We start from the raw sequence: 16,420 nt of genomic DNA on the forward strand, positions 1-16,420 counted from the left end.
GAGCCGAGGCTGCTGGAGCTGGCGGGCCGCTGAGGGCGCCCGGGACAGTGGGAAGGGCCCGGACCGACTGCCGGTCCGGGCCCTTGCGTGCGTCCGCCGGCGGTTACGACCGTGCGGAGCGGCTTCGCACGAGGGCGAAGGCCGCCGCGGCCAGGCCCAGTACGCCGACCACGAGACCTGCGACGCCCAGCCCGCGGGCCGTGGAGTCGCTCGCGTCCGCAGCCTCGGCGGTACCGGTGCCGCTGCTCTTCGACGCCGCCGGGGCCGTCGTCCGCGCGCCGGCCGTGAGCTTGAGCGCGGGCGCCGGGTTCTCCGGCTCGTCCCCTCCGCTCGGTTCCTCGATCCAGCGGACGACCTTGCCGTCGGAGTAGGTCTGCAGCGTCTTGAACGTCAACCGGCCGGTGTCCTCGGGCAACTGGCCGAAGGCGACGTCGAAGTCCTCGTACTGTCCGGCGCCGATCTTCCCGCCGGTCCAGGTGATCGCGGAGACCGCGTCGGTGATGGTGCCGTCGTCGGTCTTGACCGGCGTCCTGAGCTTGGTGGTGGTCACCTTGGCGGTCCAGCCGTCCTGCGGGTGGACCAGGACCCCGAGGACGGGGTGGTCGGTGGGCAGGAAGACCTGCACCTCGGTGGTCGAGGCGGTGTCCTCCTCGTTGGGGACGCGGAAGGTCAGCACACCGTCCGTGGCTCCCTTGGCGTAGCTGTCCGGGTGGACGGTGACGTGCGCGGAGGCGACGCCGGCCGCGGCGAGGAGTCCGGCGGCGGTCAGGGCGGTGACGGCCGCGGCGCGGCGCAGGGCGGTACGTGTCGTGGACATGGGTGAGTGGATCTCCGTACGAGTGGCGTGTGCGGGTGGTCAGACCGGGTACGGGATCGGGGCCGGGGGTCCGCGACGGCTCACCGCGTGCCGCAGCGCGGTGCGGCGGGGCGGCGCAGGGCCGACCGGGACGCTCGGGGCGCGCCCGGCCGGGAGGGGCAGCGGGGCGCCCCGCCACCAGGCGACGAGGCCCGGAACGAGCGCGACGGCGCGGCGCAGCAGCGACCACAGCGCGGCCTCGCCCCGCCTCAGCCACCAGGAAGCGACGAGGGCGGCAAGGAGGTGCGCGGCCATGGCGTGGGCGTGGACGGTGGCGGCGTGGGCCGTCGCGTGGGCGTGCATCGCCGCCGTGCCGTGGCCCGGGATGGCGGCCATGGTGTGCCCCGGCACAGCTGCTGTCCTGCTCATGAGGTGCGTACGGCCCGGACCGGTGGTCCGCCCGGCCGCGTCGAAGGCGAGGTGCAGGCCCGCCTGGGTGAGGAGCATGGCCGCGCCGATGCCGGGCAGCGACCGCTCCCGTCCGCCGAGCGCACAGGCGGGCACGAACACGACCAGGAGGGCGGCGGCGTCGGCCCACAGCGGCGGCACGGCACCCGTGGCGAGGCCGTGCCCGGCGGCAGCGAGCAGCACGCACACCGCGGCGAACACCGCGGCACGCAGGCTCCTCACGGCCGGCGACGCGCTCATGGTGAGGGATCCTCCCACGACCGGGTCATACATGGTGTGCCGACGGCCTGTTCGGTCACCGCGCAGGTCGCGGCAGGACCAGCACCGCCGCGGCCGGAACGGCGGCCAGGACCAGCCACGCACGGCGGGCGGCAGCCCGGCGTCGAGGAGCGCGCCCGAGGCGGCGCTGCCGAGCAGCACGATCAGGCCGGAGACCGAGGACAGGGCGGCGGTGTACAGGCCGAGCCTGCCGTTCTCGGCGAGGTCGGGCAGCCAGGCGCGGGCCACGGGTTCCGCCTGCCACCGGGGCACGTATCCGCTGCCGAAGTCCCGGTGGACGGTGTCGAGCATGACGGAGCGGGCACCGTCGAGGTCGTGGGGGGTTGCGGTCCTGATGCTGAACTCATGCACTTGCAGAGCCTATGCATCAAGGCGGGCGACGGCGCCGGACTCCCGCCGCCGGTAACCGGTGGGTGCGGGATCCCGCACCCGCACCCACCGGTCGTCCGGGCCGGACTCAGGCGGCCCGGCGCGTCCGGCCGCGGTGGGCGCGGACGATGTCCGCGTACCGGTGTCCGCTGCCCTTGATCGTGCGCACCTGGGTGCGGTAGTCGACGTGGACGAGGCCGAAGCGCTTGGCGTAGCCGTACGCCCACTCGAAGTTGTCCAGCAGCGACCAGGCGAAGTAGCCGGCCAGCGGGGCGCCCTTGCGGGCCGCCGAGGCGCAGGCGGCGAGGTGCTGCTCCAGGTAGTCCTGGCGCTCCGGGTCGTCGACGGTGCCGTAGGGATGGACCACGTCCGGGAAGGCCGAGCCGTTCTCGGTGACGTGGATCTTCCGGGCGCCGTACTCCTCGGTGAGGCGCAGCAGCAGCGTCTCGATGCCGCTCGCGTCGATCTCCCAGTCCATGCCGGTGCGCGGGACGTCCGGGCGGCGCACGGAACGGACGCGGGGGGCGGGGCCGTCGGGGTCGTCGGCGACGTACGCCGGGAAGTAGTAGTTCAGTCCCAGCCAGTCCAGCGGGGCCGCGATGGTCTGCGAGTCGCCCGGCTGCTCGGGGAGTTCGACGCCGTACGTCTCGACCATGTCGGCGGGGAAGCCGCGGCCGTGCACCGGGTCGAGCCACCAGCGGTTCACATGGCCGTCGTGGCGGCGGGCGGCCGCCAGGTCCTCGGGGCGGTCGGTGGCGGCGTGCACGGTGGAGAGGTTGTTGACGATGCCGACCTGCGCACCCGGGGCGGCTGCGCGGATCGCCTGCGTGGCGAGGCCGTGGCCGAGGAGCAGGTGGTAGGAGGCGCGTACGGCGGCGCTCAGGTCGGTCCAGCCGGGGGCCATCTTGCCCTCCAGATGGCCGATCCAGGCCGAGCAGGAGGGTTCGTTGAGGGTCGCCCAGAGGCCCACGCGGTCACCGAGGCGTTCGGCGACGGTCGAGGCGTACTCGGCGAACGCGAGGGCGGTCGCCCGCTCCGGCCAGCCCCCGCGGTCCTGCAGCGTCTGCGGCAGGTCCCAGTGGTAGAGGGTGACGGACGGGGTGATGCCCGCCTCCAGCAGGCCGTCCGTCAACTCGTCGTAGAAGGCGAGGCCCTTGGGGTTCGACGGACCGTCCCCGCCGGGGTGCACCCGCGGCCAGGCGACGGACAACCGGTAGGCGTTGACGCCGAGTTGCCGCATCAGACCGATGTCCGCGCGCCAGCGGTGGTAGTGGTCGCAGGCGACGTCGCCGTTGTCGTTGTTCGCGATCTTCCCCGGGGTGTGCGAGAAGGTGTCCCAGATCGACGGTGAACGGCCGTCCTCGGCGACGGCCCCTTCGATCTGGTACGCCGCTGTCGCCGTGCCCCACAGGAAGTCGTCCGGGAGTGCGGCGAGGTCGATGCGTTCGGACACGGAAGTCCCTTCGGAGTACAAGGTGTCGGTCACTTGACGGCGCCCGCCGTCAGACCGGCGACGAGATAGCGCTGGAGGAGGAGGAAGCCGGCCACCACGGGCACGCTGACGACGAGCGAGGCGGCCATGATCTGGTTCCAGTAGACGTTGTTGAGGGTGGAGTAGCCCTGGAGGCCGACGGCGAGGGTGCGGGTGGTGTCGTCGGTCATGACGGACGCGAAGAGCACCTCGCCCCACGCGGTCATGAAGGCGTACACGGCGACGGCGACGATGCCGGGGATCGCGGCCGGTACGACGATCCTGAGCAGCGCGCCGAGCGGGCCGCAGCCGTCCACCAGCGCCGCCTCGTCCAGGTCGCGCGGCACGGAGTCGAAGTAGCCGATCAGCATCCAGATGGAGAAGGGGAGGGAGAAGGTCAGGTACGTCAGGACCAGGCCGCCGCGCGAGCCGAACAGGGCGATGCCGGTGGCGTTGCCGATGTTGACGTAGAGGAGGAAGAGCGGGAGGAGGAAGAGGATGCCCGGGAACATCTGCGTCGACAGGACGGTGACCGTGAACACGCGCTTGCCGCGGAAGTCGTAGCGGCTGACGGCGTAGGCGGCGAACACGGCGATGACCACCGAGCAGATCGTCGCCGCGCCCGCCACGATCAGCGAGTTCACGAAGTACTTCGCGAGCGGGACCGTCGACCAGATGTCGATGTAGGGGCGGACGGTCAGCCCGCTCGGCAGCCAGCGGAACTCGCCCGTGACGTCCGCGAGGGGCTTCAGCGAGCTGGAGACCATCACGTACACCGGCACCAGCACGAAGCCGGTGAGCAGGGTGAGGAAGATCCGCCGGGACCACAGGAAGGAGCGCGGCGGGGCCGTCGGGGAGCCGTGGGAGCTAGACATCGGCGGCCGCCCTCCGTCCGCGCGAGGTGAACAGGAGGTACGCGCCGGTCACGACCAGCAGGAAGAGCAGCAGCAGGACGGACATGGCGGAGCCGGTGCCGAAGTTCCAGGTGACGAAGGAGGCCTGGTAGATGTGGACCGAGATGAGGTCGGCGGCCTCGGGGGCGGCCTTGCCGAACAGGACGTACGGCGTGTTGAAGTCGTTGAACGTCCACAGGAACAGCACCAGGACCAGCACCTGGTTGACCGGCCGGAGCGAGGGCAGGGTGATGCGGCGGATCTGCTGCCACATCCCGGCGCCGTCCAGCGCGGCCGCCTCGTACAGCTCCTTCGGGATGTTCTGCAGTCCGGCCGTCACGATGAGGAAGGCGAACGGCCAGCCCTTCCACACCGACACGGTCAGCAGGGCGTAGAAGCTGTTGTCGCCGATGAGCCAGAAGGAGGGCTTGTCGGTGAGGTGCAGCTGGTCGTGCAGGACGTGGTTCACCAGGCCGTTGTCGTGCTGGAACATGAACACCCAGGTGATGACGGCCGCGTAGACGGGCAGCGCGTACGGCACCAGGAACAGGGCGCGCAGCAGGCCGCGGCCGCGGAAGGTGTCCTGCATGAAGACCGCGGCGGCGGTGCCGATCAGCCAGCACAGGCCGACCGACAGCAGGGTGAAGCCGACGGTGACGAAGAAGGAGTGCAGCAGCGCCTCGCCGACGGGGGCGTCGAAGTCCACCGACACCCGGTAGTTGCCGAGGCCGGACCAGGGGGCGCTCCCCCAGTCGCGGATGTAGAACTGGGTGAGTTCCTTGAAGCTCATCACGATGCCGATGACCATCGGCACCAGATGGACGAGGAGTTCGAGGAGCAGGGCGGGCAGGAGGAGCAGGTACGGCAGACCGACGCGCCGGATCCGCCCGGTGCGGCGCGGGCCGCGCGCCGCACCGGGGGAGGCCGCACGCACCGGCTCCGTGACGGCGGTGGTGGTCGTGGTCATCGCGCTCAGGCCGCCGGCATCTGCTGCTGGGCCTTCTCCAGCTTCGCCTTGACGGAGTCGGTGGTGACCGCGCGTCCGGCGGCGGCATCCGCGAACAGGTCCTTCACCGCCGTGCCGACCACCGTCTCGAACTGCGACTCGGAGGCGACCTGCGGCAGCGGGGCGGAGCTGGTGGCCAGGGTCTCCTTCGGGACGGCGAAGGCCGGGGTGTCGAACGCGGCGTCGCTCTGCGCGGACTTGACCGGCGGGATCGTGCTGTAGGCCTTGTTGAGGACCTTCTGCTCGTCGTCGCCGGTCAGGAACTTCACGAACTGCCGGGCGCCGTCGAGGTTGTGGCTGTTCCCGAAGACGGCGACGTTGATGCCCGCGGCCATCGAGTTGATCCGGGTGCCGGTGCCGGGGGTGCCGGACTGCACGGGTACGGGGGCGACGCCGTAGGCGTCCTCGCTCATGCCCTGGGACTTGAGGTTGGCGGCGGCGGACTGCCACAGCAGCATCGCCTGCTTGCCCTTGGCGAAGTCGCTCACCGACTGGTTCTGCGCGTACTCGGCGTTCCCGGTCGGGATGACCTTGTCCTCGGCCATCAGGTCGACGTACTGCTGGACCGCGGCGACCACCTTGTCGCTCGTGAAGTCGGGCTTGCCGTCGGCCGTGAAGAAGTCGGCGCCGTGCTGTTTGGCGAAGACGAAGACGTGGTGGACGTTCTCCGAGACGTTCGCGCCCTCGGCGCCGAGGGGCGACTTGCCCTTCGCCTTGATCTTCTGGCCGTCGGCGACCAGTTCGTCCCAGGTGGCGGGCGGCTTGCCGATGCCCGCGTCGGCGAAGATCTTCTTGTTGTAGTAGAGCCCGTACGCCATCGCGTACAGGGGCACGGCCGCCGGGTCCTTGCCCTGGACGCCCGTCGAGGCCAGCGCGGAGTCGAGGAACCGGTCCCTGCCGCCGATCGCGTCGAAGTTCTTCGTGTCCCACGGCAGCAGCGCGCCGGTGGCCTGGAGGGAGGCGCTCCAGGTGTTGCCGATGTTCAGCACGTCCGGGCCCTGACCGGAAGTGGTCGCGGTGAGGATCCGGTTGAGCAGGTCGGACCAGGGCACGACCTCCAGTTTCACCTTGATGCCCGACTGCTTCTCGAACTTGTCGAGTTCGGGCTGCAGGACCTGCTTGTCGATCTCTACGCTGGCACCCTGGTTGGAGGCCCAGTACGTCAGCGTCTTCGGCGAGTCGTCGGACCCGCCGCCGTTCGACGAACCGCCTCCGCAGGCCGTGGCCGCGAGGGCGAGAGACAGGGTGACGGCGCCTACGGCCGCGGCTCGGATGCTGCGCATGGCTCCTGGTGTCCCTTTCCGGGAGTCGAGACCCTTCGGGGCCGCTCGCCGAAGCCGACATCCCGTTCGGCCCCCGAAGCCCCTCATGGCTTAATTTAGGATGTGAGTTAAACCTCGGGAGAAACGCTCGTCAAGGGATCCGACATCGGTGTCCGGTCCGGCGGGCCGCAAGAGCACGCGAACCAGGGAGGTCGGATGGCGGGGCTGGGCGGCCGCACGGTGCGTGACCTGCGGCGGGAGAGCCGGAGCGCCGTTCTGCAACGGTTGTATTTCGACGGCCCGACGAGCCGGCAGGCGCTCGGCCCGGCGACCGGGCTGAGTTCGGGCTCCGTCAGCAACGTCGTCGCCGAACTGCTCGCCGACGGTCTGGTGGAGGAGGCGGGCAGCGTCGGCTCCGACGCCGGCCGCCCCCGTCGGCTGCTGCGCATACGACCCGACAGCGGCCGGCTCATAGGGGTGGACGTCGGCGAGACCCGCGTCCGCGTGGAACTGCTCAACCTCGACCTCACCGAACTGGCCCGCGCGGAGCGCCCCCTCGGCCCACGCGGCTACGACGTCGACGCCGTCGCCGGCCATGTGCACGAGGGAGTCGCCGAAGTGCTCCGCACGGCCGGCGCCTCCCCCGACGGCCTGCTCGGCGTCGGCATCGGCGTCCCCGGCATCATCGAGGACACCGGCGATCAGGGAGCGGTCGTCCACGGCCAGACGATCGGCTGGGACGCGGTCCCGCTGGAACAGCTGCTCCGCCGCACCGGCCGACTCCCGCCGCACGTCCGGTACTTCATCGACAACGGCGCCAAGACCCTGGGGCAGGCAGAGATGTGGTTCGGCGCCGGCCGCGGCGCGAGCAACGCCGTGGTCGTGCTCTTCGGCTCCGGCGTCGGCGCCTGCGTGGTCACCGAGGAGGCGGCACAGGGGCGGGCGGTGGAGTGGGGGCATCTGACGGTACGGGTCGGCGGGCGCCGGTGCCGGTGCGGCGCCCTGGGCTGCCTGGAGGCGTACGCGGGCGCGGAGGCGCTGGTGGCACGCTGGCGGGAGGCGGGCGGGAGGCCGTCGGCCGGAGCCGGCGAGGAGCGGGCCCTGACCGAACTGCTCGCCGCGGCCCGCCCCGTGGGCGGCCGCACGCCCGATCCGGTGGCGGCGGCCGTCCTCGCCGAGACCGCCGAGTACCTGGGCGCCGGCCTGTCCGACCTGATCAACCTCTTCCAGCCAGAACGCGTCCTGATCGGCGGCTGGGCGGGCCTCCGGCTCGGCGGCGGCTTTCTGGACGAGGTCCGCGGCCACGCCCTCGCCCAGGCCCTCCGCTTCCCCGCGGGCCGCGTCCGCATCGGCCTGGGCCGCCTCGGCCCGGACGCGGTCACCGTGGGCGCGGCGGTCCTCCCCCTGGCCGCGTTCTTCGCACGCGGCGGGCACCGGCCACGACCCGCGGCCCGGACGGTGCCCTCACCGGCCTGGCGGACCGCACCGGACGGGCGGTCGGTCTGAACAGGCCGCCTCCGTGGGCGGCGTCGGACGCACGGTTCGTCCGAGGAAGCGACCGCGCGAACGGTACCGGCTGCCTCACGGTGCGCACACGGCACGGGGCAGCCAGGTGGCGGTCGCGCTTCCACGGGCCGGAAGCCCCCACCGGGCGATCTGCCCGGCGCCCGGAACGAGACAACGGCGGGCCGACCGGCGACCACCTTGGTGCCGTGGGCGACGGCCGCCGGTCGGCCCTGTGCAGGCGGCCCTGTGCAGGCGGCCCTGGCCGGCGCGGCGTCCGCGCTCGCCGTCACCGCGGGCCGGACACCACCACGCGTTCCGATGCTGCGCGACGCGGCCGGCCTGTGGCGCGGCCACCGGACCACGAGCGCGATCCGGTCTTCTCGTCCATGGGATCACCGCGGGCCCCGGTGACGCAGTGGTCAGCCGGGGCGACCGGCAGCGTGCCGGTGACCCGCTCGGGTCGTCACCCGCCGGCTGCGGTGGGAGCGACGCCGGACCGGGCCGTCACATGCGCCCCGGCCGGACATCGTCCCGTCCCTGATCGGCGTCTTCGAGCCGCACGAGGTCGATGCCGGCGACCATTCCGTCCGCTCGGTTCCCGAGTTTCGCCGCTACGGCCTCTCGCAGCCGGGCGTGCACCCGTTCGTCGAGGACCAGGGTGACGAGGGATCTCTGGAACCGGGCGTCCGACTCGAAGCGTTCCTTGCTGAGGCGTGTCACGTACTTCCTGGTGGTGAAGGAGAACCGACCCACCCGGAGCATCAGGCCGGATCCACCGGACCCTTCCGACGCCAGGGCGAATTGGAAGTTCCCCTTGCCGCCCGCGTGACTCGGGCATTCCCATACGAATTGCGCGGGTTCGCTCGAGTCACCGGTGAAGGACCGGAGAGTGCGACGGACGAGCTCCGCCTCACCCGCCGTGGTCACGGACTCCATCAGGTCCGTGACGACGGTGGTGATGGTGTACGGAACCGTCGACGGGGAGTATGCCGTGAATACGGTGCTCTGCGATGCCACCCACCCGATCTGCTCGAGCGTTGACTGGTGGTACTTGTACCAGACTGCGGGTTCGGCGAGGCGGTCCGCTTTCGCGGTGGCGGCAAGTTGAGCCAGGAGCAGGCTGCGGAAGACATCCTGGACATGCTGCGAGGAAACCCTCGAGGTGACGGAAACGAGGGCGGCGGCGACTGCGGCGCCGGCCTCCTCGGTGCCGAACCCCTTGGACTGCGCCGGCTCAGGACCCACATCGAGCTCGCGCAGGGCGCTCAAGGTCTCCGAGACCCTCGTCTCGTCGACCCGCCTTCCGTCTTCGGCCGCCGCCTCGACGCGGGCCGCGTCTGCCGGATCCTTGTGCTGGTGCGGGTCCGGCATCAGCGGTCGCCTCCACCCTCCTCGTCCGAGAAGTCGGGAAGGCCTGCGATGAACTTCTGGGCGCGGTCTCCGAGTTTGGCACTGACGGCGTCACGGATCCGATCGTATATGTGCGTGTTGAGCACAAATGTCGTTCGCGTCGCCTGGAGCAGGGTGGCTTGACTGCTGAAACGCCACCACAGCACATCCGTCACGTTCTCACTGGTGCGGAAATTGAACGCGCAGAGCTTGAGCGAGACCATCCCGTTCTGGGACTCGCCGACGGAATCCACTTGGAAGTTCCCCGCGTTTGCTTCCACCGAGTTGTGCCGAAAGATCTGCAGGCGGCGGTCGTCGGCCGGAAGGCCCTGCATCATTTCGATCGCTCCCGAGACGAGGTCGATCTGTCCGGCAGTCATGATGCCGGAGATCACCTTGAGGAGAGCCGCACTCATGCTGAATCGGCCCGCCTCGGAGCGGATCCCGAAGAAGTCGAACGCCGGCACGACCCATGCCACCTGCTCAAGCACCCGGCCGTAATACCTGGTCCACGCCACGGGCTGGCTCTCACGGTCGCACTTTCCGTTGGCGACCAGCTGGGCCAGAAGGCAGGAGTCCAGAACATCGAAGATGTGCTGTCCCCTGATTCCGTCGACGAAGGTCGCAACGATGTTGCCGTCCACTGCGGCGACCGGAGCGGTGGTCGGCTCGTCCAGCACGATGTCGTCGAGGGAGTCGTCGGGGTTGTCTGCCACCGTGTCCAGGTTCAGGGTCCGGGCCACGGCGGCGGGAACGAGCCGGAGGCCCGGGGCCACGAGGGGACCTTCGTTCGGAAGTACCAGGCCGCCGATGAACTCCTGGGCCTTCTCGACGCGCATCTCCGTGTGCCGGCTGTCGGCCGCCAGCTGCTCCTTGATTGCCACCTCGGGATTCGCGACAGCTCGCTCATCAGTGAACTTGGTGCTCTCCCGAAGAGCGCGACGCACGCGGGACATCCGGTGTCCTTCGGATTGCGGAGACGATTCATCCGAAAGGTCGTAGATTTCTACAGACACTTTTCTCCCTTACGTTCACCGCTCTTCGGAGCGAGATACCGAGCGGCATGCTCGTGATTTTTCAGGTCGGGCAAGCCGCATTCTTTGGGATGTCACTTCTACTCGTTTCTTCCGCATTCCGTCAACACTTCTATAAATCCCACGAAAGAACTCAAGTCACTCCTGTACGGAGAGCCGGCGCGTACGCTTCTTTGCTCTTGTCCGCCGGTGCCCGTGTATTGACAACGCAGGTGACCGGTCGGCATCCCTCGTCTCGGACGATGCCGAATCGTGCGGCAGGCATGCGGTGAACGTGACAAGCGCGCAAGGGGGAGCATCCGGCCCCTTCCCCCAGGGCGCCTGAACCTCGTTCCGTCATTCCGCGTACGACAAGTGGTTCCGCGGACATACGGCCCGTGTGCCAGCTGGGACGAGCGGGTTCGGCCCTGCTCGAACGGACCCCCTGCCATGGGGAGGTCCCGCACGTGGCCCGTCGTGTCCGTGACGAACACGACGGGCCACTCCCGATGACGACGTGAACCGGCAGGCCGTCTCACGCAACGGCGTGAGAGCATCACCGTCTACCGGACCGGCACCGCCCGCGCCGCCGGCGCGTAGCCCGCGGGGCGGGTGGTGAAGGTGCCCCGCCCCTGGGTCCGGCTGCGCAACCGCGTTGCGTAGCCGAACAGTTCGGCCAGCGGCACCGTGGCCGTCAGCACCGCCGCGCCGCCCCGGCTCTCGGAGCCGGTGACCCGCCCGCGCCGGGCGGCCAGATCGCCGAGCACGCCGCCGACCGTGTCCTCGGGCACGGTGACCGTGACGTCGGCCACCGGTTCCAGCAGGGCCATCGCGCAGGCGCGCAGCGCCTCGCGCAGTCCCAGCCGGCCGGCGGTGCGGAACGCCGTGTCGGAGGAGTCCTTCACATGGGTCGAGCCGTCGGTCAGCGTGACCCGCAGACCGGTCACCGGGTGTCCGCCGAGCGGCCCCTCGGCCAGGGCGTCCCGGCAGCCGGCCTCGACCGCACGCACGTACTCCTGGGGCACCCGTCCGCCGACCACGACGGACCGGAACTCGAAGCCCGTCGCCCCGACTTCGGCCCCGAGCGGCTCGACGTCGAGGACGACATGCGCGAACTGACCTGCCCCGCCGTCCTGTTTGACGTGCCGGTGGACCCGTCCGCTCACCCCGCGCACGACGGTCTCGCGGTGCGCGACCCTCGGACGGCCCACGGTGACCTCCGGTCCGCCGTCCCCGCGGATCTTCTCCACCGCGACCTCCAGGTGCAGTTCGCCCATCCCGGACAGCACGGTCTGCCCGGTCTCGCCGTCGGTGCGCACCACCAGCGAGGGGTCCTCCTCCGCGAGCCGTGCCAGCGCCGTCGCCAGCCGGCCGGTGTCCGTACTACGGCGCGCCTCGACGGCGACCGACACCACGGGCTCGGCGACGACGGGCGGTTCCAGCAGCAGCGGGGCGCCGGGATCGCACAGGGTCGAACCGGCCCGCGCCGACTTCAGGCCCGCGAGCGCGACGATGTCCCCGGCGACCGCCCGGTCCAGCTGGGCGTGCCGGTCCGCCATGACCCGCAGGATGCGCGCGGCGCGTTCGGTGCGCCCGGTACCGGGGTCCCACACGGTGTCTCCCTTCGCGATCGTGCCCGAGTAGACGCGCACATAGGTCAGGCGCCCGGTGCTGCCCGCGTTCACCTTGAACGCGAGCGCCGCGAACGGCGCCTCGGGATCGGCGGCCCGCCCCTGTTCGGTGCCCTGGTGGACACCGCGTACGGCGGGCACGTCCAGCGGCGACGGCAGGTAGGCCACCACCGCGTCCAGCAGCGGTTCGATGCCGCGGTTGCGGTAGGCGGAACCGCACAGCACGACCACACCGTCGCCGGTGCGGGTGAGGTCGCGCAGGGCGGCGGCGAGGGTGGCCTCGGAGAGCGTCTCCCGGTCGCAGAACTCCTCCAGAGCGGCCGGGTGCCGTTCGGCCACGGCCTCCTCCAGGAGCCGGCGTCGGCGCAGTGCCTCGTCGCGCAGGGCATCGGGCACGGGGCCGCGGGCGGGTTCCTCGCTGCCGTCGTTCCAGACCAGCGCCCGCATGCGCACCAGGTCCACGACACCGGTGAAACCGCCTTCCGCGCCGATCGGCATCTGGACGACGAGCGGCGCCGGATGCAGTCGCTCCCGGATGGAGGCGACGGCCCGGTCGAGGTCGGCGCCCGCGCGGTCCAGCTTGTTGACGAACGCGATTCTCGGGACGCCGTGCCGGTCGGCCTGCCGCCACACCGACTCGCTCTGCGGCTCCACGCCGGCGACGGCGTCGAAGACGGCGACCGCCCCGTCCAGGACGCGCAGCGAGCGTTCGACCTCGTCGGCGAAGTCGACGTGGCCCGGGGTGTCGATGAGGTTGACGCGGTGGCCGTCCCAGGCGCAGCTGACGGCGGCGGCGAAGATGGTGATGCCGCGGTCGCGTTCCTGGGGGTCGAAGTCGGTGACGGTGGTGCCGTCGTGGACCTCGCCACGCCGGTGGGTGGTCCCCGTCGCGTACAGGATCCGCTCGGTGACGGTGGTCTTGCCCGCGTCGACGTGGGCGAGGATGCCGAGGTTGCGGACGGCGGCGAGAAGGTTGACGTCGGTGCGCACGGCCCATGGCCTTTCTGAGGATCAGGAGAAGGGGCAGCGCGATTTCCCGTGCGGAGGCGCAGACAGACCCGGCCCGAACACCCGCCGCCGGGCAGGTGTGAGCTGTGTGGTGCGAGCTGGGAGCGAAACGGGTCAGAGCATCGTCACGGGCATCCGGTGCCGGCCGCGCAGCGGGCACCGGACGGACGAGGACACCAGGATCACCTCGGACCGCGACGGGGAGAGGACGACGGTACGGTCACGCACGGCCCGGCTCCCCTCGATGTCAGTGGTCACGCAACGCGCGGCCGAAGTGTGACAACGGCGCGCGATGCAGGGCGAGTCTAGGGAACCGATCAGGGACCGGGTACCGATTTTTTCACGCGCCGATCGGTCCCAGTGCCCGGGCGAGCCGCCGCAGCCACTCCTGCGCCGTGCCCCGCACCCACGGGTGCTTCTCCTCGAGCCCGGCCCAGTCCACGTCCCACCGCACCACCGCAGCCGGGCGGAGAGCGTCCGCCTCCCCGCACGCCGCACGACGGAAGACCGACCTCAGCAGGCGCGGCGTAAGGGACGCCCCCTCGCCCTCGGCGAGGAGCACCGCGTCGTACAGATCCTTGCCCTGCGCCCGGCCGTCGTTCCGGCTGTCGGTGTACAGCCACAACAACTTCCAGGCCAGGGACAGCTCCCGGCTCACGGTCCGCACCGCGGTGGGCGCTCCCCCGTCGCCGCGCGGTATCAGGGTCCACACCGGGGACTCGGGAAGCAGTTCGTCACGGGCGAAGTCCAGCCGTACCTCGCCCGCGGGCGCCCCTTCTCTCTGCCAGGGGATGAGCAGCCGCACCCCTGGTGTGTCGTACTCCGTGTACGTCCACGTGCCGTCCACGCGCGCCTTCCCCGCGTCGAGGAACACACCCGGGGCCGCCCACGGCCGCTGCGCCACGCGTTCGAGCAGGTCCAGGTACGGGGGGCCGGATTCCACGGCGTCCTCGTCGGGCAGCCAGTGCAGGCCCTCGGGTGGGAGAACGGGCCGCTGCCCGGCGGTGTCGAACTCCTCGTGCGTCCACATCTCGTACCGTGCCGCGCCGTCGGCGGCCTCCGGCCACTGCTGCACCGTGTCGAGCGCGTCGACGTACGGATACGGGTCCAGCGGATCGACCCCGGCGGCGTCCTCCAGGACCACCCAGTCGAGATCGGCGGGTTCACGCGCCGCGGCTCCCACCCAGGCCGGCATGACCATGCTTCCGCGCAGAACCAGGCTTCCGCTCCAGGGAGCGTCCGCGATCAGACCCAGCACATGATCCAGAGTCGCACGCCGGCTCACCGACTCGTCGCCTCGCTCCCCGTTCACGGGGCAGACCGTAGCGTCCGCCACCGACAACGGCGTGCGCGGACGAGGAGGGCGGCAGACGAAGAACCCCATGGCGGAAGCCAGGGAGAGTCACCGGTTGCGCGCATGGCGCCGATGACGTGCACGTAGCCCTCCCGGACGACGCGCGCGACGGCACTCGCCTCGACGGGCGAGAAGAGCACCCACGACGCACAGGACGGTGGTGACGAGGACGGCGGCGTGCACATCGTTCATGAAGGCGTTGCCGCTGCCCTCGACGGCGGCCTTCGGCTGTGCGGGCTGTCGCCCGTGACCGGCACCACACCCATCGCGGCGTCCCTGCCCTGGCCTGCACCTATCGGCGAGAGCAGATCGACCGCACGCCGTCCGGCCGTCGAGCAGAGCCTCGCCGACGCTCGCGCTGCGCGTGGAATTCGCCACAATTCACTCCCCTAAGGACGGATGAATGCGTAAAAGTAGTTCTTTGAAACCGGTTGCACTCCTCCGGTGACCAGCTCAAGGGATTCAACGATCAGTGGCATGGGAGAAGCGTTTGATCACGGTACGTAAGCGACGCACCGGGCTGATGGCTGCGGCCGGCGTATTCGGCGGCGTGCTCGCACTCACGGCCCTAGGCGGTACCAGCAACGCTGCCACCGGCGACGACACCCCCGGGAACGACCCGAAATCGCAGGCGCAGGCGGATCAGACGGGCACCCAGGACGCTTCCGACGCCCTGATAAAGATCACGCCCGGGCAAGGTGCCCACAACGTCGGGATCAACGACCCCGTCAACGTCACCGTCAGCAACGGCAAGCTCACCAAGGTGACCATGACCGCCGTCGCGACCGGTGCCGAGATTCCGGGCACCGTGTCCGCGGACGGCACGTCCTGGAAGCCGAACGGCCGGCTGGAGCGAGCCACCGGCTATCAGGTCGCCGCAGAGGCCGCGGACGCCCAGGGTCGCTCCGCCACCGGGAACGCCACGATCACCACGGTCTCCCCGGCCAACGACTTCATCGGGCACCTCTCCCCCGAGGACGGCTCGACCGTCGGCGTGGGCATGCCGGTGACGGTCGATTTCGACAAGGCGATCAGCGACAAGGCCGCCGTGGAGTCGGAGATCCAGGTCAGCTCCAGCAGCGGCCAGCAGGTCGTCGGACACTGGTTCAACGACAACCGCCTGGACTTCCGCCCCGAGAGCTACTGGCAGCCCGGCTCCACCGTCACCGTCGAGCTCAACCGCCACGGCATCCGGAAGACGGTCACGTTCAAGATCGGCCGGAGCCAGATCAGCACCGTCGACGCCAGGACGAAGCAGATGACCGTCGTACGGGACGGCAAGACGATCAAGACCATCCCGATCTCGTCCGGCAGCCCCGAGCACCCGACGTACAACGGTCAGATGGTGATCTCCGAGAAGTTCGGGCAGATCCATATGAACGGTGCGAGCGTCGGCCTCACGGAGAAGGACGGCAAGCCCTCGTACGACATCAAGGCCGTACCGCACGCCATGCGCCTGACCGCCTCGGGCACGTTCATCCACGGCAACTACTGGGGTGCCGACTCGACCTTCGGCAAGGTCAACACCAGCCACGGCTGCGTGGGCCTGAAGGACGTCAGGGGCGGCGGCGACGGCAAGCAGCCCGCCGCGTGGTTCTTCGACCATTCGATGACCGGTGACGTCGTGATCGTCAAGAACTCCGACGACAAGACCACGCTGGCCCCCGACAACGGCCTCGGCGACTGGAACATGCCGTGGACCGAGTGGGTCTCGGGCAGCGCGACCGGCTGACGCCACGTCACTCCACGCGTATGAACCTGAATCACTTCCGCCGGGCGGCGGCCGACACCATGTCGGCCGCCGCCTGCGGCGTCAGACCTGGGCGAAGAAGTGGTCTGCCAGGCTCTGGATCCCCACTCGGCGCTCAACAGATCCGAAGGATCACCGAGAGTCTTCCGGACAGTGCACAACGCACCCGCCTACGACAACGCGACGAGCACCCCGACCGCCAGGTCGGGGTGCTCGTCGCGTTGT

12 protein-coding genes and 1 pseudogene are annotated in these 16,420 nt (G+C 70.6%); 2 read left to right on the plus strand and 11 right to left on the minus strand.

Annotated elements, in window-relative coordinates; genetic code table 11:
• Positions 1-103 precede the first annotated feature (103 nt).
• The 6 genes from ABZ471_RS43240 to ABZ471_RS43265 form a co-directional block, all read right to left on the minus strand.
• Entirely contained in the window at positions 104-817 is a 714-nt protein-coding gene (locus tag ABZ471_RS43240; protein ID WP_359074655.1) for a YcnI family protein, read from the minus strand.
• A 39-nt stretch (positions 818-856) separates the two neighbouring features.
• Positions 857-1,894: a hypothetical protein gene (locus tag ABZ471_RS43245; RefSeq protein ID WP_359074656.1), complete on the minus strand. Its 1,038-nt coding sequence runs from the start codon at positions 1,892-1,894 to the stop codon at positions 857-859.
• Positions 1,895-2,000: 106 nt separating this feature from the next.
• Positions 2,001-3,365 (minus strand): GH1 family beta-glucosidase, encoded by a 1,365-nt coding sequence (locus tag ABZ471_RS43250; RefSeq protein WP_359074657.1) that lies wholly within the window; start codon positions 3,363-3,365, stop codon positions 2,001-2,003.
• Positions 3,366-3,394: 29 nt separating this feature from the next.
• A complete protein-coding gene (locus ABZ471_RS43255; RefSeq protein WP_359074658.1) occupies positions 3,395-4,258 on the minus strand; it encodes a carbohydrate ABC transporter permease in 864 nt (287 codons plus the stop codon).
• Positions 4,251-5,243 (minus strand): sugar ABC transporter permease, encoded by a 993-nt coding sequence (locus tag ABZ471_RS43260; RefSeq protein ID WP_359074659.1) that lies wholly within the window; start codon positions 5,241-5,243, stop codon positions 4,251-4,253. Before ABZ471_RS43260 ends, ABZ471_RS43255 begins: the two co-directional genes overlap by 8 nt.
• Before the next feature lie 5 nt (positions 5,244-5,248).
• Complete coding sequence (locus ABZ471_RS43265) at positions 5,249-6,565, minus strand: sugar ABC transporter substrate-binding protein (RefSeq protein WP_359074660.1); 1,317 nt, start codon at positions 6,563-6,565, stop codon at positions 5,249-5,251.
• A 195-nt stretch (positions 6,566-6,760) separates the two neighbouring features.
• Between ABZ471_RS43265 and ABZ471_RS43270 the strand changes: the two genes are divergently transcribed.
• Positions 6,761-8,050 carry an ROK family protein gene (locus ABZ471_RS43270; RefSeq protein ID WP_359074661.1) on the plus strand — a complete coding sequence of 430 codons (1,290 nt, stop codon included), beginning with the start codon at positions 6,761-6,763 and terminating at the stop codon, positions 8,048-8,050.
• A gap of 504 nt (positions 8,051-8,554) precedes the next feature.
• Here the strand turns inward: ABZ471_RS43270 and ABZ471_RS43275 are convergent.
• The 5 genes and pseudogenes from ABZ471_RS43275 to ABZ471_RS43295 all read right to left on the minus strand — a co-directional run.
• Complete coding sequence (locus tag ABZ471_RS43275) at positions 8,555-9,421, minus strand: hypothetical protein (protein WP_359074662.1); 867 nt, start codon at positions 9,419-9,421, stop codon at positions 8,555-8,557.
• A complete protein-coding gene (locus ABZ471_RS43280; protein ID WP_359074663.1) occupies positions 9,421-10,395 on the minus strand; it encodes a hypothetical protein in 975 nt (324 codons plus the stop codon). Before ABZ471_RS43280 ends, ABZ471_RS43275 begins: the two co-directional genes overlap by 1 nt.
• Before the next feature lie 620 nt (positions 10,396-11,015).
• Complete coding sequence (gene fusA, locus ABZ471_RS43285; RefSeq protein ID WP_359074664.1) at positions 11,016-13,073, minus strand: elongation factor G; 2,058 nt, start codon at positions 13,071-13,073, stop codon at positions 11,016-11,018.
• Between the two features lie 358 nt (positions 13,074-13,431).
• Entirely contained in the window at positions 13,432-14,403 is a 972-nt protein-coding gene (locus ABZ471_RS43290) for a nucleotidyl transferase AbiEii/AbiGii toxin family protein (RefSeq protein ID WP_359074665.1), read from the minus strand.
• Positions 14,404-14,493: 90 nt separating this feature from the next.
• Positions 14,494-14,720, minus strand: a pseudogene (locus ABZ471_RS43295) (hypothetical protein); the annotation flags it as partial.
• A 248-nt stretch (positions 14,721-14,968) separates the two neighbouring features.
• Here ABZ471_RS43295 and ABZ471_RS43300 point away from each other — a divergent pair.
• Positions 14,969-16,177, plus strand: coding sequence for an Ig-like domain-containing protein (locus ABZ471_RS43300; RefSeq protein ID WP_359074666.1), 1,209 nt, complete (start codon positions 14,969-14,971; stop codon positions 16,175-16,177).
• Positions 16,178-16,420 lie beyond the last annotated feature (243 nt).

It is taken from the genome of Streptomyces sp. NPDC005728, from assembly GCF_040630895.1.
Taxonomy (GTDB): domain Bacteria; phylum Actinomycetota; class Actinomycetes; order Streptomycetales; family Streptomycetaceae; genus Streptomyces.